This window comes from Streptomyces sp. NPDC053755 (assembly GCF_040677675.1).
Classification (GTDB): domain Bacteria; phylum Actinomycetota; class Actinomycetes; order Streptomycetales; family Streptomycetaceae; genus Streptomyces.
This window is the reverse complement of record NZ_JBFASK010000002.1, coordinates 188,103-211,687: the sequence shown is the minus strand read 5'-3', so window position 1 is coordinate 211,687 and position 23,585 is coordinate 188,103. Positions and strand designations below refer to the sequence as shown.

The following is a 23,585-nucleotide window of genomic DNA, read 5'->3' as shown; positions in this document are numbered from 1 at the left end:
TCGGACCGTACGCAGACCGTTGTATGACGAACCGTTACGCCGTGACGCCCTTCCTACGATCGGGGGACGCCGGCTCCCACCTCGTCCTCTTCCGACGCCGCCGCGGTGCCCTCCACCTCGGTGCCGGCCGGTGCCAGCAGGAAGACGTTGCGGTCGACCCGGTGCATGCCGCTGCCGAGACCGAAGACGACACCGCTGCTGAAGTCGAGGATGCGCTTGGCGACGTCGGTGTCGGCGCCGGTCAGGTCCAGCAGGACGGGGATCTGGGCGATGAGGTACTCGGCGACCTCTCGGGCGTCGGCGAACACCTGCACGCGCAGGACGATCATGCGGCGCTGCTCGGCGGCCTCGTACTGCTCGGGAAGCGCGCGGTGATCCACCCTGGACGGCCATTCGTCACGGCCTCTCAGGGGCACGACCTGGGCCAGGCCCTCCCACTGCTCGTCGGTGACGTCGTACCTCTCGTACCTACTCATGTGTCCCATCCTCGCGCCCCTCACTCGTTCGGCCCAACAGCGACACGTCACGACTCGGCCACCACCCGTATGGATCCGGCCCCGGCGCCCGCCCTTGACGACGACTTAGCCGAGTCCGTCGGATCAAACCCGTCCGAGGCGACCGGTCGACGCGTACGGGAGTACACCTGTCGCTCTTCACGCTCCGTACACGCCTCTTGCCGCTCTGTGGCGTGACGAGCAGACTTTCAGGCAGGCAGATCACCGTCGTCCCGAGCCCGCTCGACCGTTCGTGGCGCCCCCGTCGCCGGCGCCCGCAGGTGTCGCGGCCGTGCGCGCACCTCCCCGGCCCTCCTCCGCACCTCACCGCACGCGTCCTCGTCGCGCCCGCACGCCTTCATGCCCGCGTGCGGCTGACCAGGCGTTCCACGGCCGTCCCCAGTGTCCGGCATCCTCGACGAAAGGTTCGATGCACCACATGCGTCCCCCCACACACCGAACAAGCGCTGTGCTCACCGCCGTTCTGCTGGTCCTGGGCATACAGTTCGCGGGCTCCCCCGCCCGCGGCGCGGCTTCCGCCGGAGACGTGCGGCTTGCCGCCGCCGAGCGCGCGATCACCGGCAGCTGGATCGTCACCCTCAAGCAGGGAACCAGGTCCACCGACGGGCTCGCCGCCGCACTGACCCGCCGCACCGACGGGCGCGTCACCCATGTCTACCGCGCGGCCTTGAACGGCTTCGCCGCGGAGATGACGCACACGCAGGCGCGTGAGCTGGCCGCGGACCCGCGTGTCGCGCGCGTCGAACAGGACGCGAGAGTCACCGTGTCCGGCGAACAGCCCGACGCCCCCTGGGGCCTTGACCGCATCGACCAGCGGCGATTGCCCCTGAACCACACCTACACCTGGGACAACCGAGCGCGGAACGTCCGCGTCTACGTCATCGACACCGGTCTGCGCGCCTCGCACCGGGACTTCGGAGGCCGCGCCACCATCGGAACGGACACCGTCGGCGACGGCCAGAACGGCAACGACTGCCAGGGGCACGGCACGCATGTGGCGGCCACGGCCGCCGGCAACACCTTCGGCGTCGCGAAACGAGCCCGGATCATCGGCGTGCGCGTGCTGGACTGCGAGGGTTCGGGATCCCTCTCCGGTGTCATCGCGGGCGTGGACTGGGTCACCGAGAACGCCGTCAAGCCGGCCGTGGCGAACATGAGCCTGGGCGGCGGTGTCGACCCGGTCCTCGACGAGGCCGTGACGAACTCCATCGCCGCGGGCGTCACCTACGCCGTCGCGGCCGGCAACGGCGACTTCCTGGGACGGCCCGAGGACGCCTGCGACATCTCACCGGCGCGGGTCCCCACGGCCATCACCGTTGGAGCCACCGACGACTCCGACCGGCGGGCCTCCTTCTCCAACTACGGCTCCTGCCTCGACCTGTTCGCCCCGGGCGTCGACATCACCAGCGCCTGGACGGACGGCGACACGGCCACCCGCACCATCAGCGGCACCTCCATGGCGTCCCCGCACACCGCCGGCGCCGCCGCCCTCTACCTGCACGCCCACCCCTCGGCGACCCCCGCCCAGGTCCGCGACGCACTCGTCGGCCGGGCCACCGGCAACAGGATCGAGGACGCCGGGCCCGGCTCCCCGAACCGACTCCTCTTCACCCGCTTCTGAAGGCCGGGGCGGACGCCCCCGGCGTTCCGGTGGGGCGGCCCGCGCCTGGCCACGGCCCGCTCCGCCCCCGGCCCCGCCAAGTTCCCTCGCGGCAGCGGGGCAGGCACGCGAGCGGAGTACAGCACGACAACCTGAGCGGCCGGCCGTCGTTGTGACCTCCGGTGCAGCGGCTCCCCGCCCGCCTCCTCCACCGCGAGGCGCCGGTCCCCCTCACCACGCACCCTCGGCCCGCCCCCCCTCGTACAGGAGTACCGACATGCGCGTCCCGCGCCGTACCGCCCTCGGCACCCTCGCCTTCGGCGCCCTCCTCGGACTCGTCCTCGACGCCCCCTCGGCGGGGGCGAAGCCCGGCGCCGCCGCTCCCGATCCGATCGTCTTCGTGCACGGCTGGAACTCCAGCGGCTCCACGTGGAACACCATGGCCGGCCGCTTCGCCGCCGACGGCTGGCCGGCGGGGCGCCTCCACAAGTGGAGCTACGACACCAGCCAGTCCAACGCCACCACCGCCACGCAGCTCGCCCAGGAGATCGACCGCGTCCTCGCCGCCACGGGAGCGGCGAAGGTCGACGTCGTCACCCACTCCATGGGCGGCCTCTCCTCGCGCTACTACACGAAGAACCTCGGCGGCGACACGAAGGTGGACGCCTGGGTCTCGCTGGGCGGGCCGAACCACGGCACGGACCTCGCCTACTTCTGCGGGGGTGCCTCCTGCGCCGAGATGCGCCCCGGGTCCGCCTTCCTCAACGCGCTGAACTCAGGCGACGAGACCCCCGGTGTCTCGCGGTACGCGACCTGGTGGTCGCCCTGCGACACCGTCGTCAACCCGGACAGCAGCGTCGCCCTGACCGGCGCGGCCAACACCAGAACGGCGTGCCTCGGCCACACCCGGCTGCACACCGACGCGACCGTCTACGGCCAGGTCCGGTCGTTCGTCCGCTGACCGCCCGCCGGTTCACGGGGCGGGAGGCCGGCCAGGGCGGCCGCCCGGACCGTGGGCGCGGCGGTGGCGCCCAGCCACTCGCAGAAGAGGACGGTGGCGTCGTCCTGGAGGCTGCCGGCGTGGTGGTCGAGGACGGCGTGGATGAGGCGGCGGAGCGTCTCCGGTACGGGCAGCCCGTCGGCGTGGTGGCGGATGAGGAAGTCGGTGAACCGTTCCAGGCCGAACTCCTGGTCGCCGCCCCCTCGCGCCTCGGTGATGCCGTCGGTGTAGAACACGATCCGGTCGCCGGGCTCCAGCTGGTCGTGGCACAGGAGAGCGGGCAGCCCCAGCGCGGTACCCATCGGGTGCGAGGGCGGGCAGTGCAGGAGCGTGCTCCACCGGCCGCCGCGGATGATCAGAGGCGGGTGGTGGCCCCGGTTGACCCAGGTCAGGGCGCCCGTACGGGTGTCGAGATCGGCGAGGACACCGGTCGCGTACCTGCTCCTGCCGTACTGCTCGATGAGCGCCCGCTCGATCCGCTCGCTGGTCTCGACGAGGCCCGCGCCCTGGCGGCGGGAGTTCCGGCAGACACCCATCGCGAGGTGGGCGGTCAGCCCCGCGGCGGTGTCGTGGCCCATCGCGTCGAAGAGCGACAGGTGCACCACGGGGCCGGCGGTGGCGTAGTCGTAGGCGTCGCCGCTGATGCGCGAGGCCGGCTCCATCGCGGCGGCGATCACCACCCGCCCGTCGGCATAGGTGGGAGGGGGCATCAGGTGCCACTGCATCTCGGCCGCGATGTTCAGCGGCTCGGTGCGGGTCAGTCGCGCATGGGCGTCACTGCTGCGGCGCTTGCTGTCGAGGAGCAGGGCCACCAGAGCGGAGAGCAGGCGCATGTCCTCCCGGGCCCGTGGATCGTCGAGGGTGGTGGTGACCCGCAGGACGCCCATGCGCTCGGTGCCGTCCAGCAGCGGCACCCACCAGTGGGCTCCTTCCTCGCCCGCCTCGGCACCGGCCAGGATCTCCCCGTACTGGTAGGCCCGCCCGGCCACCGTCCCCTCGACTCTCAGCTCGGTGTCCTCGCCCATCCCCAGGGCGGCCTGTCCGGGGTCGAGGCCGTCGACGCCGGCCAGGCGCAGTACGTCGCCGCGCAGGTCCGTGAGGTAGATGAGCACCTGGCCGAAGCCGGCCTCCGCACCCATCGCGGCCGCCTTGGCCGGCAGGTGCTCGAACGCCATCAGATGACTCTCGTGCAGCAGCCCGGCCAGCATCCGGCGCCCCTGGGCATCCCGGTCACCGCGTCGATCGTTCACAGCAGCACCCCAGCTCCAGGACAAGCCCACACGCTGGCTCACGTGCCCGGGGGCCCTGGCTTCCAGTGTCCCTCCGCTGCGGGGCCGACGCCCACGGGAGCATCGGGCACCGATCCTGGGGGCATGGCCGGGCGGGATCTCGTCGGACCGGTCCACGACGACCTCCACCCCGGCATCCCGGGCGGTGGGGCGCGCGTGCGACACCTCCGGCTCACTCGACGCGATCAGTGCGCTCAGCGAGAAGCCGGGGGCGCAGGCGTCCGGAAGCAGCCGCCCGTCCGCCGGCCTGCTCTCCATGCCGGACGCCTGCGCCGTCGTCCGGAACGACGGCTTGCCGACCGACATGCTTGCCCGACCCAACTCAGAGCACAGCCAACGAACTTCGCGGCCTCTTCATCGGCAGTCCGGTGATGAGTCGACAGAGCGACATCCGTCGAAGAAGCCTCACCCGCTCTGCCGCACGACGCCGCTGCCCCACTCTGCGGACACGGGTGACGTCCTGTTCTAGGATCTGCGATGACCATCTCAGCGGCCCGCCGGGCTTCCGCTCCACACCTGTGGAAGTGAAGGACATGCCCCCACCCGCACGAGCTACTTCGTGCTGCCTGGGGGCATTGCCTTGCTGTTCCGTGAGTCCGCGGCGTCGTTGGCCACCCGCACCCCCATGGAAGGACGGCTGGCACAGCTCCTGAGCGAGAACTTCCTGCACAAGCACCGCCACCGACCCCACCCGTCGGAGGTGCGCTCCTGGGAACGCAGCATCCCTGCGCTCACCAACGCACTGGTCGAGGCCGGGCTCGGCGAGGTGGAGATGCTGCTGGAGTACGGTCTGCCCCTGACCAGCAAACGCGCGGACGTGATACTGGCCGGCGTTCATCCGGCCACGGGCGCACCGTCGTACGTAGTGGTCGAACTGAAGCAATGGAGCAACGCCTACCCGGAGGACGGCGATCCAATTAATGAAAACCGCAGGTCAGAGACACGCAGTCCGCAAAACGGACTCAAGATCCATGTGCACTACGTGCGCCATGGGCGCTACGCGCGGCCTTTCGACGCACGCGTACTGCCCCTCGACGGCCCGGAGGCCGCCACCAAGCGGGGCGAGCTCGCGAGCGTGATCTTTTCGCCGGACGGCGAAGGCTCGCCGAGACTGCACAACGTGACCACGAGGTCCGCAAGCCGCTCGCAGTCGCTTGTGACGCCGGCCTTCAAGTGATCGCCTCGGCCGCCTGCCCGCCAAACGGTCACGCCCGGCTCGCCCTGGCCCGCACCGACGACCTCCGTGTGATCACCTCGGCAGCCGCCTTGGTCGAAGTGGCCCACCCCCGCATCAACCGCCCGGCCCTGGAGTGGACACTCTCCCGCCTGGTCGTGGAACCGATCACCGAGCCGATCGCCCGCCACGCCGCCACCCTGCTCGCCGACGCCGGCCCGCACGGCCACAAGTACGCCATCGACGCCACACTCGCCGCCACCGCACTGGCCTCACCAGGGCCGGCCACGATCCTTACTTCCGATCCCGAGGACCTCACAGCGCTTTGCCGCGGGCACGCCACCGTCATGAAGGTCTGAATCCCACCGCCGCTCGGGTTCTCTGCACAAGCGGATTACTTCCGTCCCAGATGAACACGTTGACGACGTCAACGCCCAACACTTACCGCGTGTCTGCAATGGCGTGTACGGTTTCCGTATGAGGGATGACGCGGGTGCAGTAGACCCTTTGATCACCGGGGCCGAGATCGCTCGCATCGCGGGCGTGACACGAGCCGCTGTGTCGAACTGGAGACGCCGCCACAAGGACTTCCCCGCCCCGGCGGGAGGCAGTTCGGGCACACCTCTGTTTTCCCTTACCGATGTACGGGCATGGCTCGCGAACCAGCGGAAGAGCCATGACGTGTCCGACGAAGTCCGGCTCTGGCAGGCGCTCCGCGCGTCGTTCGGCGATGACATGATCAGCGGCCTGTCTTCGGTCGCAGCATTCCTTTCGACGGGAAATCCGTCTGGTCTCGACTCCGCAGCGGCTGCGATCGTCGCCTCGTCAGCACAGAGCGCCACACCAACCGACGTGGCCGACGGACTCGTCGAACGCTTTCAGGATTCGGCGCGTCGCAGCGGCTCGGATCAGGTGACCTCGGCGAGGATCGCCCGGGCGGTCGCTCACTTTGTGGGCCCTTTGCCCAAGGGCACCACCGTCTTCGATCCCGCCTGCGGGATCGGGGTCCTTCTCATGGTTGCGGGGGACGACGGCAGTACGGTCATTCGCGGGCAGGAGATCGACCCCGCAGCAGCACGGTTCGCCGGCCTTCGAGCCGAGTTGACCGGCCGAACCGATGCGGTGATCCAAGCGGGTGACTCGCTGCGGGCGGATGCCTGGCCCTCGCTCCGCGCCGATCTCGTCGTCTGCGAGCCGCCTGTCTCCGGCCCCGACTGGGGGCGTGAGGAACTGCTCCTCGACGCGCGTTGGGAGCTCGGTACGCCCTCCAAGGCCGAGGGGGAACTGGCCTGGCTCCAACACTGCTACGCCCACACCGCCCCCGGGGGTCGCACGGTGATCGTCATGCCGGCCTCCACGGCCTACCGCAAGGCGGGGCGCCGGATCCGGGCAGAGCTCGTGCGGCGGGGAATCCTCGTCCAGGTCGTCGCACTGCCTGGCGGAGTCGCCTCCTCGCACTCCGTCCCCGTACTGCTCTGGATCCTCCGCCGCCCGAAGCCGGACGATGCGACTCCGTCGCACGTGCGCATGATCGACCTGACGGGCAACGAGCCGGACGGACCACTGGAACCCACGGGTGACCAGGTCGTCGACGTCCCCCTCATCGACCTTCTCGACGAGACCGTCGATCTCACTCCGGGCCATCACGTCCACCGTTCCACCCATGACTTCCGAGGGGAGTACCAGTCCCTGCGCGAACAGATCGAGCAGCAACTCCATGCGCTGGGTGCCCTCCTGCCCGCTCTACGAGAGGGGGCAGGAGAGGACTCTCTGGACACGGCCACGGTCAGCCTCGCTGAACTGTCCCGGGCGGGTCTGATCGAGACGGATACCGGCGGCCCCCACTCGACGAGTCCTCAACTCGATACGGACTACCTGCGCGGCTTTCTTCAGAGCGTGTCAAATGTCCGTCGCTCGACCAGCGCCAGCGGTACGCATCGTGTGGACGCGCGAGCGGCACGCATCCCGCAGATGGCGGTCGCCGACCAGCGTCGCTACGGAGCGGTCTTCCGCACACTCCAGGAGTTCGAGGAGCGCATGACGAAGCTGGCGGAACTGGGGCAGAGGGCGGCCTCTCTGGCCAGGGACGGACTGACCAACGGCGCCCTCGTCCCCCATGCGGGCGACTCGGGCGAGTGACAGGCCGACCGGTCAGGTAAGTTCGGCGGCCAGGGGAACGAACGGGCTGGGCTTTCCGCTCCAGGACACGTGCAGCGCTTCTCGGGCCCGTGTGCAGGCAACGAACAACAGGCACCGCTCGCGCAGCAGATCAGCCTCGTGCTGCAGTCTGTCCGTCGCCGCCGCGGTGACCTCGCGGGCGAAGGGAAGCGCGCCGTCGGAGACGCCGAGTACACCGACGCCCCGGAACTCCAGCCCTTTCATCGCGTGCATCGTCGCAAGGCGCACTCCTGCCGCTCCCGCCCTCGGCGCCTCCTTGACCCGGACCACGGGAATGCCCCGAGCCGCGAGCCTGTCGTACACCTTGTCCAGGAGCAGGTGGAACCGGGCACACACCCCGATCTCCTCGGGACGCATGCCCTGACCGATCCACTCCTCAATCCGCTCGACGATCGCGTCCGCCTCAGCCTGTTCGGTGGCGTGTCCTATGACATGAGGCCGGCCTCCACGGAGGAGGGAACGGTAGCCGAGGAGGGTGTCCACACCGTCCCCGCCGAGATCCTCGACAGCCACATCGTTCAGGATGCCGGTGGACCAGCTCAGGATCTCCTCCGTGCTGCGGTAGTTGACCCTCAGCCGACTGCTCCGGCCTGTCACCCCGATCCCCAGTGAACTCAGGCTGACCCGGGAGTCGTAGATCCGCTGATGGGGGTCACCGGTGATGAAGAGGTCATCGGGTCCGCGCCGTACAGCGGCCCTCAGTACGCGCCACTGGGCCGGATGCAGGTCCTGCGCCTCGTCGACGACCACGTGGTGGTAGTCATGACCGTCCGAGGCTTGTCGCGCCGCCAGTAGCCGTGCCGCCTCGGCGCAGACTTCGAGGTGGGTGCGGCCGCCTCGGGCGGAGAGTTCGGCCCGGAAGAGCTCGATCGCCTCCCAGACCCGCTCTCGCTGGGCTACGGGCAGCGCCGAGCCGCGTCCTCTGCGCGCCGCGCCCCGGTAGGCGTCGAGCGTGCCGATGTCCTGGGCGAGTACGACGTGGCGATATTCCTGGGCGAGGAACTGCTCCGGCCACGGAAGGCCGAGGCGTTTGCCGACCCGCTGCCAGATCTGCCGCTCCTCACGGTCTCCGACAAGGGACGGCGTCCGACCGTCGGCTGTCTGAAGGGCTCGGTGCGCGTAGGCGTTCACCGTCGTCACGTCGACCCTGCGAAGCTGCGCCTCATCGCCGTCGAGCAGCTGCGCGAGGTTCTCACGCAGGCTCACCGCGAGCGCGTTGGTGTACGTGGTGAACAGGACCCGGCTGTCCTCGGAGCGGGACAGCAGGTGTTTGACACGATGCAGGGCGACAACGGTCTTGCCCGTGCCCGGGCCTCCGGTCACTTGGGCCGGCCCGCCGTAGGACACACGATAAGCGACGCGCCGCTGGGAGGGGTGGAGGAAGACCCGCCAGGCGGCGAAGGGCTTCTCCAGGATCTCGGCCAGCTCGTCCGGCCCGGTCACGAGCGTGATGCGGCTTCTGGTATGGAGGATCGCCGACACGAGGTCGTCTGCGGGGTCTTCAGGAGCGTCGGCGGGCCGCCGTGCGGTGACGACGTCACGGTAGACCTCTTCCGGGCTGAAACCCTCCGCGAGGAACTGGAGGACTTCGAACTGGTCCTCGGGAAGCAGAGTGCCGAACGCGTCCAGCTGGGCCTGGTCCGTGATGGTGCGCACCGCCCGCAACACCTGCGCGTCGATGCCGAGTTCCCGCAGCACGGTGTCCGAATGGGAGGCGAAAAGCAGAGTGGGGGCCACTGCCGCCGCCTTCTCCAGGACTGGCGTCAGCTGCTCGATGGCGACGACGTTGCGGACCTCCAGGCCGCGGGTGGCGGTGTTGACCGTGTAGAGCCGCTTGGCCGCCCAGTTGTAGGCGTCGTCGTGCGGCACGACGTTGATGAGGAGGAAGACGTCGCTGCCGTCGTTCGGGGCGAGGACCACTCCGCGCCAGAAGTCGTTGATCCGGATGGTCCTCATCCGTGGATCGCGCGCCTTGTCCACCGACTCCAGGTGAAGCCCCTTGTCGGCGTGCAGTTCCGCGACGGTGAGCTGCTGGAACTTGGCCATCGCCTTGCGCACTCCGGCTTTGACGGGCTTCTCCAGCACGTCGTAGCTCTCCCAGAAGCTGTTCGCGAAGGCGAGCTGGGGCACGGTGGGCTCCTTACCTCGTGGCGTGCGGCGCGGCCGAAACGATCTTAGGAGGATGCGAGTCCCGCGCCCTCGGCCATCAGGCGGGCAAGGTCCCGGACCGTCCCGAGCAGTTCCGTCGGCGCCCCTTCCAGGTCCAGGACGTGCTGGTGGATGACGATCCCCGCGTTCCGGACACGGTGGGAAGCGTGAAGCGCGCCGCCCCTGGCGTAGATCAGATGCCCCTCGGGAAGACCCAGCGCCGTGCAGTAGGCGAGCATCTGGTAGAGGTCGGCGTCGGGAAAACCGTCGGGCTTCCGCGCCTTGTACTTGGCGTCGGCCACGTTCAGCGGGCGGCCGTCGTCCCCGTACCGGAGGAGATCCGGCCTCATACAGATGGTCCCGTCCGCGTCGAGATGCACTCCCTTGGCCTGGAGCGCGCAGTGTCCGCCATACGCGGCGAGGGCCTCACGCAGGGCTACGCAGACGAAGTCCTCGAAGAGTTTGTTCATGTCGAGCAGGAATCCGTCGACGGTGACGTCACCCGGCAGGTGCTCGGGCGACTCGCTGCGCAGGACGGTCTCCGCCAGCCGCAGCGCGGGCTGGTAGCGGAGGTTCAGGCGGCTCGGCCGCCACCGGGGCGGAGCGGCGCCGCGCAGCAGGGGCTCGGCGTCGATGAGCCGGGCCCGTTGGTGCTGGAGGGACCGCCGTACTCCGGCCGGGACGCGGGGCAGGCTCAGCAGCCGCTCGGTCGCCGCCCGCAGCAGCCGGTTCTCGGGTATGTCGGTGGTGTACTCGTCATAGGCCACTTCCAGGGGAAACAGCCGTCCGTGGTGACGGCGCACCTGCTCGGTCTCCCTGAGCCGACCGCGAAGGACAGGGGACGCCTCTTCCGTGTGCCGGTACCCCTGCAGCACTCCTTGCCTCAGGGCTCGCTCCTGCGCCCTCTCGTAGGTCTGGGCGAAGAAGGGAACCAGTTCCGTGTGCGCCGACACCTCCACCGTGCCCTCTTGGTGGATCCGCGGGTTCAGGGCGTACCCCAGGAGGAAGAACAGATGGGCGATCGGTACCTTCGGGGTGATCCTCAGGGTGACGGGGTCCTCCCCCGGGGCCCTGACCACGAAGGCTCCGACCTTGCTCCCCGCGCGCAGCCGCCATCCCCCGGTCCGGTACGGGTCGGGCGCCGCGTCCACGATCCGGGAGGCGGCGAGTGCCCGGCCGATGGCCGCCGGCAGGTCATGGGTGGTGTGCGGGGCGTGTTCGACGAGCTCGATGCCGGTCACGTGTCGGGCTCACCCGGGCCGGCAGCCGGTGCGATGCTCGCGCGAAGGGCTTCGAGACCGTAGGTCTTGGCGATGTCGATTCCTTCTCCGTAGTGATGCTCCTCCAGGAGTGGAAGGATCTTGGTGCGCCAGGTGCGGTCGAGGCCGCCTTCCCGGTAAACCGCCTTCTTCATCAGGTACGAGGGGCCGATACGGAAATCGGGTTCGTCGATGCGGGAGTTGAGCGCGTCCAGCAGGTCCGCCGGCTCGGGGCCGCGGTCCTGGGCGGCGAGCCAGCGGCGCAGCAGCCCCTGGGTGGGCTCGGTACGCGGCGAGAGCTCCACGAAGGCGAAGCGCCGTCGCATGGCCGCGTCGACAAGGGCGATGGAGCGGTCGGCGGTGTTCATCGTGCCGATGACGAAGAGATTGGACGGGAGGGCGAAGTCGTCGCCCGAGTAAGTCAGGCGGACCGACTTGTTCCGGTACTCCAGGAGGAAGTAGAGCTCTCCGAAGACCTTGGCCAGATTCGCACGGTTGATCTCGTCGATGATCAGGAAGTGCGGGATGTGGCGGTTTCCTTCACGGGAGGCGAGGTCGGCGAGCTCCCGCAGCGGGCCCGCCGTCAGCCGGAAGGCGACCTCCCGGGTGTCGGGGTCCTCCTTCGGCCGGAAGCCTTCGAAGAAGTCCTCGTACGCGTACGACGGATGGAACTGCACCAGCTTGACCCGTTCGGGCCCGCCTCCGAGGAACTCGGCGAGTTTGAGGGCCAGGTGGGTCTTGCCCGTGCCCGGCGGTCCGTACAGCACCAGCTGCCGTTCGTCCCAGAGGAGGTCCTTCACCTCGCGCAGCCACTCCACGTCGTGGACGAGCAGTTCGTCGGCGAGGGCCTGGCCCGGCTCGGGAAGCTCCAGCTCACGCCGGGCCGCGAGGGCCGGGACGGTCTCGCTCGGGTCACGTTCCCGGGACACGGCCTCGTCGGCGAGCTCCTCGTCGGTACGGCCGAGTCCGTCGATGAGGGCCTGCACGGAGGTGAGGTCAACGACGTCGTGCTGCGCCGAGAGCTTCTGTTGGAGTTCCTCAGGAAGCTCGTCGTAGGCGTACCCGCTGCTCTGCCAGTCGACGGGGCGGCGCAGGTTGGAGCGGCCGCCTTCGGAGGCGGTCTGCTCGACCGTTCCGGTGATCTCACCCACGTACAGGCGGCCCCCGGAGATGCCGCACACCGTGTCGCCCGGCTTCATCCAGGAGAGGAATGCGTACAGCTCGTCGACGAGCTCCAGCTTCTGGTTGTAGGTCGCCGTCGTCCCGTAGTCCTCCTCGACGAACGCTCTCAGCCGCTCCTTGCTCGCCCCCTGCGCCACTCCCTGGCGCAGCCGCGAGGCCGACAGCGTGACCCTGCCCTCGGGAAGCCAGAGGCGGTGGACGAGGTCACTGCCCGCCACGTTCGAGCCGCGCACGAGCCAGGCCCGGTTGGGCCCGGAACGCATGCCCTCCATGAAGTCGGACAGCGGTGTGCCCGCCTCGGTGCGCCACTCCTCCCAGCCGTTGCGCGGGGCTCCGACGAGTATCTCGGCGGCGGCGGACGGCGATCCGCACTCGACGTCAGCGGTCAGCTCCAGCCAGCCGGGCCAGCGGTCGGACGGCGCGAGGACTCCGGCGGCTCTCAGCTCCTCGCGCCGCTTGAAGGTGCCGCTGAAGTGCTTGGGGAACGACGGCATGACGTGCTCCCGGGCCGGCGAACCGGCCCGGACCAGGAACTTGCGGCTCCCGTTGGTGCCGACGGCGTCGAGGAGGACGCCGACCGCCCGCCCGATGCCGTCCCCGCCGGGCAGCCGCAGCCGGAACTCCGGGTACTCGGCGGGGTTGCCGCTGTCCTCGTTCACGCACACTCCTGGTTCACGTACGTTCCTCGTTCCCGTGAGTCCTTGGACACGGGCAGGGCATATGCCCGAAGGCCGGTGCCGAGAAGGACCTTAACCCCGCTCTGTACCTCAGGTGAGGGTGTTGGTGAGGTGCGGCCCGATGTATCCGATGAAGATCCCGTGCTCGGCGCGGGCGGCGTCGTGGTAGTGCAGGCGTGGAGCGACGGTGTTGCCGCCGCCGATCCTCACGTGCGCGCCCATGAACAGCCGGCAGGCTGGATCCACGTGTTCCGGGACGGGGAAGGTCCGTTCCTTGCGCCAGGCGTTGTTCGTCTTCACCGTCCTGGACTCGTCGCGCACGACCTTACGGGGCGATATCGCGTGCCTGCCGCCCGGAGCGTCCTCGCACCACTGCTTGAAGTCACGGAAGGCCGCGCCGTCGGCGGGGGCGTCGACCGAGACGTCGGCGTAGTCCCGAAGCGCCAGCAGTGCGTCCCAGGCCATGCGGACCCAGGAGGAACCGTACGCCTGGTCGTCCAGTTCCAGGGTGATCTTCCTGGCTCCGGTGAAGTGCACGCGAGGCATCTCCTCGATCCGTTCCAGGATCTCCGCGAAGGACTCGGGGACAGCGGGACCGCCGTCGTCCGGGGCGTACGCGGCTTCGGCGGCGCCGAGGGCGAGCAGGCGCTTCTGCACGGTGACGAGCTGGACCCGGCTCTCGTGCAGTTCCCGGTACTGCTCGTCGTACTCGGCGATCAGCGTGATCTCGTCGCTCCTGGCGCGCTGGAGTTCGTTCTTCAGGTCCCTGATCTCGTCGGCCCGTACCCGCTGCTCGCGCCCGGCTTCCTCGAGGATCTCGAAGAGGGCCTGGTTCTCGTCCCTCAGCCGCTCCAGCTCGGAGCTGCCCGAGCTCTCCTTGGTACGCGCGCGCAACACGGGTACCGCGTCCAGCTCGGGCGGCAGTGGCGCCCGGGTGGCGAGGCCCTGGGGAAGCTGGGCGAGCAGGCGGCGGGCCCGGGCCGGGTTCTCGGCGACGACCCGGTGCGACATGACGCGGTGGCGCTGGCCGTCGGCCGCCCAGGCCGGGTCCACACCGGGAAGGAAGGTCCGGATGCCGCCGCCGTACACCCGGTGGTACTCCATGAGCCGGTTGAAGCGGTTGTCCGCCCCGGGCGCGAGGGCGTAGAGGATGGCGAGGCCGGCCAGGGGACGGACCAGCGGGTCCAGGGTCCGCTCCAGCCAGACATCGAAGTCGGCCCCGTTCGGGGCGGTGGCCATGACGATCGGGAGACGGCGCTCCGCGTCGCACAACTCGTCGATGACGGAGTCGATGTCGGCCGCCTCGACGACCTGTGGCATCCGGGTCACGTCCGCGAGCCCGTCGCGGGCCTGGAGGACGTCCAGCAGGCTTGCCGCGAGACGGGGGGTCTTTGCGGGCGTCGGCAACGTGTCCGGATCGTCGGGAAGGTGCTCCACGTCCAGCTGTACGCGGGTCGGCCGGCTCTCCGTCTGCCTGATCACCAGGGTCGTCTGCCAGGTGCCGTCCGGGGCGGTCTCCCGGAGGCGCCAACGCCCGTACGCCCCGCCGGTGCCGGTCGCCGAGTCGTGGTCGAGCGTGACTCCCCGGGCTATCTCGTTGCGTCCCTCCGCGAACGCCTGGATGTCGTAGTTCTTGGGCGGTTCACGCAGCCAGTCCCGGAGCCGGGCGTCGACCTGCGCGCCGGTGCTGACGTAGTCGAGGCCGCTGGTGACGACCATGCGGTAGCGGCGTGTGTCCATGCCGTTGTCCTTTCGGTGCACCGGTCAGGCTTCGGTCCGCTCGGGTCCTTGGCGGAGGGCGGCGAGCAGTTCGACGACGTCGTCGTGCCAGGCCTTGACCTCGCCCGGGGTGGGCGGGAGTTCGTACGTGTGGTGGTGGCAGGCCGCGCTGAGCGCGGACCACACGGCGTACCACTGACGGGCCACGGAGCACGGGGCGTACCACTCCAGACAGAGCGCCTTGGTCCGGCCACGGCTGTGCGCCATGGCGGGGCTGACTCGCCGCCAGAAGCCGTCCATGGCCTCGTCCAGGGCCAGCCGGAGCAGGGCGGCGGCGGCTCGGGCGCGGAGTCCCGGCGCGAGGGTGTGGATGACGCCGGAGGGAGGGAGGAGCAGATGACGGGCGGCCGCGGCCAGGTCGTCGGGGGTACGGGTCATCGGCCGCGCACCGCCTTCGCAAGGCGCTCGGTGTCCCGGACCAGGTCCATGCGGTCGCCGATCGGGGTGAGGAGCTGGTGGGCGCCGGCGTTGCACCGCTCGATGAGCGCGCGGGCCCAGGGACCGTGGTCCTGGGCGACGGCGGCGAGGACCTGGGCGGGCTCCATGGTGCTGTCGTAGAAGGCGAGCGCGGCGAGTTCGGTGAGCTTGTGCGCCTTGCCGATCCTGGCCTCGACGTCGGCGTGGCCGTGGCCTTCGGCCCGCAGGCGGCGCCGTGCGGGTTCCAGGCAGGCGGCCTCCAGGGCGCCACGGCACATCTGGGGCAGGACCCGGTCGGCGACGTCCTGCGGCACGTTCGGGTCCTTGGCGACGGCCCGGGCCTCGCTCAGCGCGAGGGAGACCGGGTCGTCGGTGCGGGTGACCTTGACGACGGAGTCGGTCTGCCGGGAGACCTGCATGATCGTCGCGGGGATGCGCAGGTGGCGGATGGCCTGCTGGAGGCGGGTGTCGTGAGTGAAGACGATCACCTGGCGGCGCTGGGCACAGGCGTGGAGGACCCGCGCGAGCCCCTCGACCTTCTCCGGGTCCATGGACTGCACCGGGTCGTCGATCACCAGGAACCCGAAGGGGCTGCCGGGGTGGGTGGCGCGAGGGAGGAACAGCGAGAGGGCGAGCGAGTGCAGTTCACCCTGGCTCATCACGCCGAAGGCGGGCGCGTCCATGGCGTCCACGGACACGTCGAGCTTCACCTTGCGCTGGTTGGCCGTCCCCGTGAGGCCGATCGAGCCGAGCGTGACGCTGCTGCGCTCGCAGAGCAGCTTCCAGATGGTCTGCGACTGGTCGGCGAACGGGCGCAGCCGCTCCTCGCGGAGTTCGTCGGTGACCTTCTTGAGCCAGGTCTGAGCGTCCTTGAGCCGCTTGCCGAGCGATGCGGCCTCGGCGGCCCGGTCGGCGGCGGCCAGCCATTCGGCGAGGCGCACCCCGAGCGGCTGCCAGCCGGCGTCCTGATCAGCGAGCAGGCGGGCCGCCTGCTCGCTCTCTTGTCGGCAGGCGTCGGCGAGGGCGGCCGAAAGGCGCTCAACCTGATCCGCCAGCGGGCGGGGGTCGGTCGCGCTCCGGCACAGGGACCATTCCCGCCAGAGGGCGGCGAGCGGCGAGTCCTCCGGCCGGAGCCATACGGGGACGGGCTGGACGAGATCGTGGACGGCGCGGATGGCGCCGCGCAGGTCGTCGCGCGCGGACTGCGCTTCCGCGGCTTCGTGCTGGAGCCGTTCGACCTGCTCCCGGGCGCGCACCGCCCAGTCGTCGTCGAGCAGTCCGGGCGTGTCACAGACGGGGCAGTCGGCGGTCCGCGCCCGCCGCCGGTGGTCGAGCGCCCGCTCCAGGAGGTCGGAGAGACGACGGGCGTCCTCGGCGGAGCCGGACCGCGCGTCATCGGCCCGGGCCGCGGCTTCCCGCAGCCGCGTCACGGCACCGCTGATGTCGCTCAGATCAGGCCCTTCGAGGGTGGAGAGCCCGCGCAGCCTTTCGAGTTCGGCGTTGTCGCCCTCGAGCCGTGCGGAGAGGAGGGTGCGAACGCGTTCGCGGTCCGGGCGGCGTGCGGAGAGAACCTCTGCGGCCGCGACGGCCCTCGGGTCGCCGGAGCCCCGCAGTTCGGTGAGGATCGTGGCTGCCAGGTCGGTGGCCTTCTTCTCGCCGTCCTTGATCGCCTTGAGGCGGGCTCCCGCCTCCTTGTAGGCCTCGGAGAGCTGCTCCAGGCCGAGGATCTGGGCGAGTCCGTCATGGAGGGCGGTCATGGGGCCGTTGATCACGGCGCCGAGTTCGCTGTACGAGAGGAACGGCCGGTACAGCGCGAGCTCCTCCGCGCCGACGACCTCGCCCAGCTCTCCGCCGGGCAGGCCTGGCCGGTGGACCGCCACCCGTGCGTCGCCCAGCCCGTCGCCGTGCCAGCTCCTGCGAACGGTGACGGGCGTGTCGGCACCGTCACGGCGGCACTCCACCTCCACGCGGGGAGCTGCCGGATCGTGCAGATTCCGCCACCCCTGCCGCCAGATCTGAGTACGGTCCTGCCAGCGGAAGTTGTCGCCCGTCAGTGCCATCTCGGCGGCCTCGGCGAAGCTGGACTTACCGGAGCCGTTGCGTCCGGCGACCACGGTGAGGCCCGGTGCGGGGGTGAGGCCGAGCGTGGTCTCCGGGCCGATGCCTCGCCACCCGGCGGCCGTGATGGAGCGGAGGAAGAGAGGACCGGTTCGGGAGGCGCTTCCGGCCTGAGTCCCGGGGAAGAGGTCGCGCAGCAGATCCGCCGTCTCCGGCTCCAAGCCGGCGGCGGCCAGGCGCTGGAGGACGAGGTCACGGAGGGAGGGGTGGGGCTGGTCGCTCACGGTGTGGCTCCATGCACGGGAGGCGGCGGGTGTGACGGCGAAGTTCGAACCCGGGAGCCCCAGAGTGGCGCAGACACGTTGACGTCGTCAACGGATATTTCCCACCAGACTTCATGCGAATCTGTGTACGATCGCGGATCCGGGCGGCATGGGTGACAGTCAGACGGCCGCACGGCCCCACCCCTTGAGGAGAAGCTCAACCGTCATGAGACTTACGGACCAGCTGACCCTGCGGCGGTCAGGCACCCGCGCAACGCGCCACGGAGCCACCTGCTCCGGATCCACGGAGAACGGGACCGCCGTGGAATGGCGTCTCGTCCTGCCCGGTCGCCCTCAACTCACTCTGCACGACACCCGCTGGGACAACGGTGAGCGGGACCTGGTCCTCCACCAGCCGTCGGTGGTTCCCGAGATGCCCGCCCTCCTGGCCAATCTGCACGGCCGCCGCCGCGCAGGCATCGAGGCCGTGCCCGCCGGAAGGGGCCGCCTGCGCCTCATGGCCTGGACCGTCATACCGAGGACCGGCTCGGACCGGGCCGGCTTCAAGAAGTCCCTCACCACGGCGCAACTCGCCACGCAGTGCGGGCTGTCGCTCCTGCGGACTCTGACGAGCCGTCCCGGCGTCACGCTGGAACCCGCCTTCGACCGGGGGGACCTCCCCCTGGTCGATCTGGAGCACCCTCAGGATGTGAAGCCCCTCCAGCACGCGCTGTACTTCCCCGTGGACGACGACGAGACCCCGGTCACGGCGTACGTCATCACCCGGGTCATGCCGACACTCCGCGCGGTGGGCTGGCTGCCGCCCTCACCCGCCTTCTGACGTCTCGGGCCTCGCCCCCACATGTCAGCGCCACCCTCTAGCGTAGGAGGCCGAGCACCGCCCCTGTCGACGCGCACTCGGGTGGAGACGGCAGGGGAGGACGACATGGCGCGACAGATGGCGAACGAGACGTTCCGTACCGACCAGGAGCGGAACCGGTACGCGGCACACGTCCGCGCGATCAACGAGCTGGTCGACGGCCTGCGGGACCAGGACGGCAGGGGCTGGATGCCGTACGTCGCTCCTTGGCACGGCGGAACCGAGGCGCGCGTGCTGTCCGTACTGCGCGATCCGGGGCCCAAGACCCAGGACGGCACCGGCTCGGGCTTCCTGTGCACGGAGAACGACGACCCGACCGCCGAGCGTCAGTGCCGGGCCTTCGAACAGGCCGGCATCGGCGCCCGCGACGTCACGCCCTGGAACGCCTACCCCTGGTACATCAACCGGAAGCCCGACGCCTCCGAACAGAAGGCCGGCGCCGAGGCCCTCGCGCGCCTCCTCGGACTGGTGCCGGACCTCCGCGTCGTCCTGCTCCAGGGCGGCGACGCGCAGGCCACCTGGCGGCGGCTGGAGAAGGCGCACCCGACCTTCGCCGGCCAGGAGCGCTTCCAGGTGGTGCGTACGTACCACCTGGGCCGGCAGGCACTGTGGTCGCCCGACCCCGAGGTCCGCGCGGCGCGCGAACAGCACCGCGAGGACGCGCTCCACCAAGTGGCCGACATACTCCGGGCCTGACAGCGCCGGAAGACGGTCTCCCGTCCGCCTCGGTCGGCTCGCGGCGCACCGGCTGGACCACGACGGGGACGACGCCATCGGCTGTGAGTCGGCATGGGCGCGCGGCGCACCGCCCGGCGTGGGGGCGGCCCCCCGGAGGGGGTGGCGGGGGCGGTGCGCGAGTCAAGGCCAGGTGCGCTCGATACGGTCCGCTCGGACGGCATAGGCGGCGGGGCCGCCCCTTTCGACCGCCCGGTGGATCGCCTCGCGGCAGATGTGGAGACGCTCGACCATCTCCAGGCTGCGGAGCTGTTGGTTGTCCAGATAGAAGAGTACGGCCGCGTGCTCGTGGACCGGCCGGATCTCGCGGTCGCGTGTCTTGATCCGCCCGTCTTTCGACAGGGGCACCCACCCCTGGGCGAGCCCGTGGAGGATCCACTCCTCGTCCGGTACGTCCTGGGCGTCGCCCGCGAAGACCTCGCCGATCCTGTGCACGGTCCATCCACGGGCACGCAGTTCCTCGGCGACGCGCCGTCCGAGGTTGCGGTCGAGGAAGAACTCAGGCGGCAAGGCGCACCACAGCCCGGCGGACCGCGTCCACCTGCTCCGGCTCCATGTCGTACTCGTACGCGATGTCCTCGACGGACTCGCCGGCTTCCCACAGGTCGGTCAGTGCCTTCACCGGCACCCGGTTGGCCTCGATCACCGGCAGGCCGTGCCCGAACCGGGGGTCGATCACGACCGGCACGGAGGCCGGGTACTGCCGCAGCCGGAGACTGGACGGGAAATCGTCCCCCGCGTCCCAGGACAGGTAGCGCAGGTAGTCCGCGACGACCTCCCGGATCGGCGCCTGCCCGTCACGGGCCCTGCGCAGGTCGTCGGGGGCGTGCTCGATGAAGATGTCCACGCCGTCCGTGGCGATGCGCCGGGAGACCAGGCCATACGGCGTGTCGAAGGCCGCCCGCACCGCCCCGGCCGCCTCCCGGATCTCGCTCATCCTGAGCCCGAGGTCCCGCAGCGACCGCAGGACGTACGCCTCGGCCACCGCCACGAACGGCACCGAGGGCTGTTCTCGCCGCACGGGGTCGACACTGTGGACGAGCGGCGCTCCGGCCGCCCTCCCCTGGAGCCAGCTGTGCAGGGTGGAGGAGGGAATCTGGAGGTAGGACGACGTCTCGGCGGGTGTGAGAAGCCCGTCCGTGAACCTGTCGATCATGGCTGCCCTCCTCCCGGCCGTCCTCGGATACTCGAATCCTTCCACACCGAGCCTGCCCGCGCGGCTCTGTGCGCACCCTCCCCCAGGCTGCTCGTCGGTGGTCGGCTGTCGGAGCCCACCGGGCGGCCACGGTCGAGGCGATCAACGTGTTGGGGGTCCGGGTTCGTGACTTCGGGCGGCACCGCCCGGCCCGATCTCGGCCCACGCCGTCTTGCCACTCGGTGGGTACGGCTCCATGCCCCAGCGGTCGGCCAGGGCGGCCACCAGGAGGAGCCCTCGGCCCGACTCGGTGTCGGAGGGGATGCCTCCGGGGCCTGGCGATGGGGTGGGAAGCCGTTCGCCGCGCGGGTCGGTGACCTCGATGCGGACACCGCCGGACGCCGCCGCGCAGGTGAGGGCGACCCGGAAGTCACGGCCCTGGACACGGCCGTGCAGGACGGCGTTGGCCGCGAGTTCGGCGGTAATCTGTACCGCCCGTTCGGCCACGCTGGGTGACACCTCCCAGGCCGTCAGCCGCTCGGCGACGAGCAGGCGGGCGAGGCGGGCACCGCGACGGGTCGAGGACAGCTGCTGGGCGAACGTCCATACGGTGGAGTGCTGATGGGGCGTGATCGCGTACATGAGGCCAGCGTGGCGGGGGCGCGGGAGCACGCGCCAGGAGCGAGACCCGTACGCTGCGTCAGCGTACGGGCACATTCGGTAGACGGTACGGGGGCGACGCGTCACGCTGAGTGCTGTCGATCGCCGGGACGGCGGTCGAGGTACGGGTGCGTCGGGAGGTGGCCACGGGTGGCTGAGGACGTCGAGATCGTGACGGACGGGGCGGACGAGACGGACGAGCAGGGCCGGGAGCCCGATCCGTCGGACAGCCTGCGGACCTTCGGGGCCGTCGTCCAGGCCCTGCGGGAGCACGCGGGGCTCAGCAGGGCCGAGTTCGCGGAGATCGTCCGCTTCTCCAAGCACACGGTGGAATCGGTGGAGTTGGGGCGGCGGATGCCGGACGAGGCGTTCGTCGAGCGAGGGGAAGGGGCCCTGGGGAACACGGGGGCGCTGCGGAGGTCCGCCCCGTTCCTCACCCGCGCCGAGGCGGGTCTCGCGGTGTGGTTCCGGCGATGGGCACGCCTTGAGAAGGTGGCGGTCAGCCTGTACACGTACGAGTGTCGGCTCGTGCCGGGGCTGCTGCAGTCGGAGGCGTACGCGCGGGCGGTGTTCGACAACAGCATCCCGCTGCTGACGGAACGGCAGTTGGAGACCCAGCTCGCCGCACGCCTGAAGCGGCAGAAGATGCTGTACGAGCGGCCGACCGTCCCGTTCAGCTTCATCGTGGAGGAGCATGTCTTCCGGCGCAGGCTGGGCGGGGCGGAGGTGCAGCGGAGCATGTTGGACCGGGTGCTGAACCTGAGCGCACCGCGCAACGTGACCCTGCAAGTGGTGCCGCTGGAGGCCGAGTTCCACGGCTGCCTGGACGGGCCGGTGCAACTCCTTGAGACTCCGGACGGGCGGCGGCTCGGGTACTCCGAAGGGCAGCAGAACGGGCGGCTGATCTCCGACCCGAAAGAGGTGAGTCTGCTCTGTCAGCGCTATGACACACTGCGCTCACAGGCCCTCAACCCCAAGGAGTCGCGGGGCCTGCTGGAGCGTCTGCGAGGAGAGCTATGAGTACGACCGAACTCGCCTGGTTCAAGTCCAGCTACAGCGGGACCCAGGGCGACAGCTGCGTCGAGGTCGCCGTCACCCCGCAGGCCGTCCACGTCCGGGACTCCAAGGACGTGGAGCGCCGGCCCTTCGCGGTCGGCCGTGAGGGCTGGACGCGGTTCGTGCGGTACGCGGCGGAGGACTGAGCGGCGCTCCCCGCCCGGCGTCACGCGGGGGCCGCCCGTCGCCGTACGCGGCGGGCGGCTCCTCACCTCAGAACAGTCCCAGGCCCTCGCCGCCGGGGTCCACGACGACCGGCCGGGGCTGGGCGGGGAGGCCGTCCAGGCGGTCGGGGCCGGACGCGGCGGCCACGGCGGGGGCCGTCTCGGCGAGCCAGCCACGGAACCGCTCGGCGGCCTCACGGTAGGGGACCTGCGCCAGGACACGATGCTCGCCGGCGGGGCAGAAATCGACCGTGACCGTGAACAGGCAGGACCGGGGCGCGTTCTGACTGCCCGTCCAGGACACGCGCAGGGTGCCGCAGGGCTCGCGCCCGCGCGGGGCCCGGTGGGTCGGGCGCAGCGGCCGGCAGGCTATGAAAGCGGTCCACGCGGCGAGGTGCGGCAGCGGCAGGGTGGTGCGCGCGCGACAGCCGGTGCAGCGGTGCCAGTGGCGAAGCCAGTCGCTGGCGTCGGTGTGGAAGAGGCGGGTGTAGCGGTTCGCGACGCGGACGTCGTTGGCGTACAGATGGTCGGGGCGTTCCCGCGTGTTGCAGGACTGGCAGACGGGGGCGCGGACGTAGCCGTGCTCGTGGCAGTGGTCGAGCACTGCGGCGGGCTCGCCGCCGCAGACGGCGCACACCCACTCGGCCACCTTCCTGGCGATGCCAGGCTTCCTGCTGAGCACCGAGTACAACTGGCCTTCGAATTCCTTACCGTACGGGCGCGGTGAGGCGGCGGGGCCCTCAGGGCTCGTCGCGCGCCGCCCGTCTGCGTCCCCGGCCCGCCGAGGGCGGGAGGGCGGCTCGGCCACGGCCGTACCCGTCTCACGGGTCCGCGCGGCTCGCAGCCACCGCGTCTCGGCGTGCTCGGCCGCGTCGAGCAGCCTCACCACCCCGCGCGGCAGCCACCACGTCCGCCGGGTCCCGTCGGGAGCGTGCTCCACGAGTAGCCGTCGCCAGTCGATCCCCGCCAGATGACACGGCCGGCCGGCCTCGTGCCGTGTCGCGCCCGCCGCCCGGCTCCCCCAGTTCCCCCGCGACGCGCCACCGCCAGCGCAGCGGCGTCTCCTCGTCGCGCTCCGGCTCCGGCTCCGGCTCCGGCGCTCCGCGGAACGGGCCGACGCGGACCAGGTCCCGCCGGTCCATGACCACCGCGTTCAGTTCCGCGGCCGCCCGGCGCACCTCGCGCTCCGCGACGCCCCACCGACCGCCGCCCACCCTGGCCGTCGCGACCACGCGGCTCCCGAGCAGGACGTACCCCGTCCGGGCACGGGCGGGCGAGCGGGTGAACGCCCCGGAAGCCGTCGGCACGGCGCCGCCCGCCGTCAGCCCGACCCACAGCGCGTCGGCGGCGTCCACGGTGATCAGGCCGTCCGCGCGGCCGGGCACGACACGCTCCGTCATACCGACAGGCTAACGG

The 23,585-nt window shown here is 70.8% G+C and carries 21 protein-coding genes and 1 pseudogene; 9 read left to right on the top strand and 13 right to left on the bottom strand.

Annotated elements, in window-relative coordinates; genetic code table 11:
• Window positions 1-53: 53 nt before the first annotated feature.
• Window positions 54-476, bottom strand: coding sequence for a cell division protein SepF (locus AB0K65_RS03700; RefSeq protein ID WP_365713957.1), 423 nt, complete (start codon window positions 474-476; stop codon window positions 54-56).
• 448 nt (window positions 477-924) lie between these two features.
• On the opposite strand from AB0K65_RS03700, the gene AB0K65_RS03695 reads away from it, so the two are divergent.
• Together AB0K65_RS03695 and AB0K65_RS03690 are read left to right on the top strand one after the other, a co-directional pair.
• The gene (locus tag AB0K65_RS03695) at window positions 925-2,136 is read left to right on the top strand and encodes a S8 family peptidase (protein ID WP_365713955.1); all 1,212 of its coding nucleotides are present in this window, start codon (window positions 925-927) and stop codon (window positions 2,134-2,136) included.
• Between the two features lie 256 nt (window positions 2,137-2,392).
• The gene (locus AB0K65_RS03690) at window positions 2,393-3,076 is read left to right on the top strand and encodes a triacylglycerol lipase (protein ID WP_365713953.1); all 684 of its coding nucleotides are present in this window, start codon (window positions 2,393-2,395) and stop codon (window positions 3,074-3,076) included.
• Here the strand turns inward: AB0K65_RS03690 and AB0K65_RS03685 are convergent.
• Window positions 3,046-4,323 (bottom strand): PP2C family protein-serine/threonine phosphatase, encoded by a 1,278-nt coding sequence (locus tag AB0K65_RS03685; RefSeq protein WP_365714233.1) that lies wholly within the window; start codon window positions 4,321-4,323, stop codon window positions 3,046-3,048. The two genes, AB0K65_RS03690 and AB0K65_RS03685, sit on opposite strands and share 31 nt — an antisense overlap.
• 661 nt (window positions 4,324-4,984) lie before the next feature.
• Here AB0K65_RS03685 and AB0K65_RS03680 point away from each other — a divergent pair.
• From AB0K65_RS03680 to AB0K65_RS03670, 3 genes and pseudogenes are all read left to right on the top strand, one after another.
• Window positions 4,985-5,323, top strand: a pseudogene (locus tag AB0K65_RS03680) (ATP-binding protein); the annotation flags it as partial.
• Window positions 5,324-5,577: 254 nt separating this feature from the next.
• Window positions 5,578-5,937 carry a PIN domain-containing protein gene (locus tag AB0K65_RS03675; protein WP_365713951.1) on the top strand — a complete coding sequence of 120 codons (360 nt, stop codon included), beginning with the start codon at window positions 5,578-5,580 and terminating at the stop codon, window positions 5,935-5,937.
• A gap of 118 nt (window positions 5,938-6,055) precedes the next feature.
• On the top strand, window positions 6,056-7,717 hold the full coding sequence (locus tag AB0K65_RS03670; protein ID WP_365713949.1) for an N-6 DNA methylase: 1,662 nt from the start codon (window positions 6,056-6,058) through the stop codon (window positions 7,715-7,717).
• 12 nt (window positions 7,718-7,729) lie between these two features.
• Here the strand turns inward: AB0K65_RS03670 and AB0K65_RS03665 are convergent, their stop codons facing one another.
• The 6 genes from AB0K65_RS03665 to AB0K65_RS03640 all read right to left on the bottom strand — a co-directional run bounded on the left by AB0K65_RS03665 (window position 7,730) and on the right by AB0K65_RS03640 (window position 17,560).
• Window positions 7,730-9,886 carry a UvrD-helicase domain-containing protein gene (locus AB0K65_RS03665; RefSeq protein WP_365713948.1) on the bottom strand — a complete coding sequence of 719 codons (2,157 nt, stop codon included), beginning with the start codon at window positions 9,884-9,886 and terminating at the stop codon, window positions 7,730-7,732.
• A 44-nt stretch (window positions 9,887-9,930) separates the two neighbouring features.
• Entirely contained in the window at window positions 9,931-11,145 is a 1,215-nt protein-coding gene (locus AB0K65_RS03660) for a restriction endonuclease (RefSeq protein ID WP_365713947.1), read from the bottom strand.
• Window positions 11,142-13,004 carry a DUF4357 domain-containing protein gene (locus AB0K65_RS03655; RefSeq protein WP_365713946.1) on the bottom strand — a complete coding sequence of 621 codons (1,863 nt, stop codon included), beginning with the start codon at window positions 13,002-13,004 and terminating at the stop codon, window positions 11,142-11,144. The genes AB0K65_RS03660 and AB0K65_RS03655 overlap by 4 nt, the downstream gene beginning before the upstream one ends.
• Before the next feature lie 108 nt (window positions 13,005-13,112).
• Window positions 13,113-14,762: a hypothetical protein gene (locus tag AB0K65_RS03650; RefSeq protein WP_365713944.1), complete on the bottom strand. Its 1,650-nt coding sequence runs from the start codon at window positions 14,760-14,762 to the stop codon at window positions 13,113-13,115.
• A gap of 24 nt (window positions 14,763-14,786) precedes the next feature.
• On the bottom strand, window positions 14,787-15,179 hold the full coding sequence (locus AB0K65_RS03645) for a hypothetical protein (RefSeq protein ID WP_359167870.1): 393 nt from the start codon (window positions 15,177-15,179) through the stop codon (window positions 14,787-14,789).
• The gene (locus AB0K65_RS03640) at window positions 15,176-17,560 is read right to left on the bottom strand and encodes an AAA family ATPase (RefSeq protein ID WP_365713941.1); all 2,385 of its coding nucleotides are present in this window, start codon (window positions 17,558-17,560) and stop codon (window positions 15,176-15,178) included. Before AB0K65_RS03640 ends, AB0K65_RS03645 begins: the two co-directional genes overlap by 4 nt.
• A gap of 205 nt (window positions 17,561-17,765) precedes the next feature.
• On the opposite strand from AB0K65_RS03640, the gene AB0K65_RS03635 reads away from it, so the two are divergent.
• Window positions 17,766-18,380 (top strand): hypothetical protein, encoded by a 615-nt coding sequence (locus tag AB0K65_RS03635; protein ID WP_365713939.1) that lies wholly within the window; start codon window positions 17,766-17,768, stop codon window positions 18,378-18,380.
• Window positions 18,381-18,485: 105 nt separating this feature from the next.
• Entirely contained in the window at window positions 18,486-19,115 is a 630-nt protein-coding gene (locus tag AB0K65_RS03630) for a uracil-DNA glycosylase (protein ID WP_365713937.1), read from the top strand.
• A 162-nt stretch (window positions 19,116-19,277) separates the two neighbouring features.
• On the opposite strand, the gene AB0K65_RS03625 is transcribed toward AB0K65_RS03630, so the two are convergent.
• The 3 genes from AB0K65_RS03625 to AB0K65_RS03615 form a co-directional block, all read right to left on the bottom strand.
• Window positions 19,278-19,664: a toxin PIN gene (locus tag AB0K65_RS03625; protein ID WP_030026459.1), complete on the bottom strand. Its 387-nt coding sequence runs from the start codon at window positions 19,662-19,664 to the stop codon at window positions 19,278-19,280.
• The gene (locus tag AB0K65_RS03620) at window positions 19,654-20,310 is read right to left on the bottom strand and encodes a DUF433 domain-containing protein (protein WP_365713935.1); all 657 of its coding nucleotides are present in this window, start codon (window positions 20,308-20,310) and stop codon (window positions 19,654-19,656) included. Before AB0K65_RS03620 ends, AB0K65_RS03625 begins: the two co-directional genes overlap by 11 nt.
• Before the next feature lie 141 nt (window positions 20,311-20,451).
• Window positions 20,452-20,931 carry an ATP-binding protein gene (locus tag AB0K65_RS03615; RefSeq protein ID WP_365713933.1) on the bottom strand — a complete coding sequence of 160 codons (480 nt, stop codon included), beginning with the start codon at window positions 20,929-20,931 and terminating at the stop codon, window positions 20,452-20,454.
• 168 nt (window positions 20,932-21,099) lie between these two features.
• Here AB0K65_RS03615 and AB0K65_RS03610 point away from each other — a divergent pair, with 168 nt between their 5' ends.
• Both AB0K65_RS03610 and AB0K65_RS03605 read left to right on the top strand, forming a co-directional pair.
• The gene (locus AB0K65_RS03610; protein ID WP_365713931.1) at window positions 21,100-21,969 is read left to right on the top strand and encodes a helix-turn-helix transcriptional regulator; all 870 of its coding nucleotides are present in this window, start codon (window positions 21,100-21,102) and stop codon (window positions 21,967-21,969) included.
• Entirely contained in the window at window positions 21,966-22,151 is a 186-nt protein-coding gene (locus AB0K65_RS03605; protein WP_365713929.1) for a DUF397 domain-containing protein, read from the top strand. Before AB0K65_RS03610 ends, AB0K65_RS03605 begins: the two co-directional genes overlap by 4 nt.
• 67 nt (window positions 22,152-22,218) lie before the next feature.
• Here AB0K65_RS03605 and AB0K65_RS03600 read toward each other — a convergent pair whose 3' ends face one another.
• Both AB0K65_RS03600 and AB0K65_RS03595 read right to left on the bottom strand, forming a co-directional pair.
• Window positions 22,219-22,851: an endonuclease domain-containing protein gene (locus AB0K65_RS03600; protein WP_365713927.1), complete on the bottom strand. Its 633-nt coding sequence runs from the start codon at window positions 22,849-22,851 to the stop codon at window positions 22,219-22,221.
• A 139-nt stretch (window positions 22,852-22,990) separates the two neighbouring features.
• Window positions 22,991-23,569: a hypothetical protein gene (locus tag AB0K65_RS03595; RefSeq protein WP_365713925.1), complete on the bottom strand. Its 579-nt coding sequence runs from the start codon at window positions 23,567-23,569 to the stop codon at window positions 22,991-22,993.
• Between the last annotated feature and the right edge of the window lie 16 nt (window positions 23,570-23,585).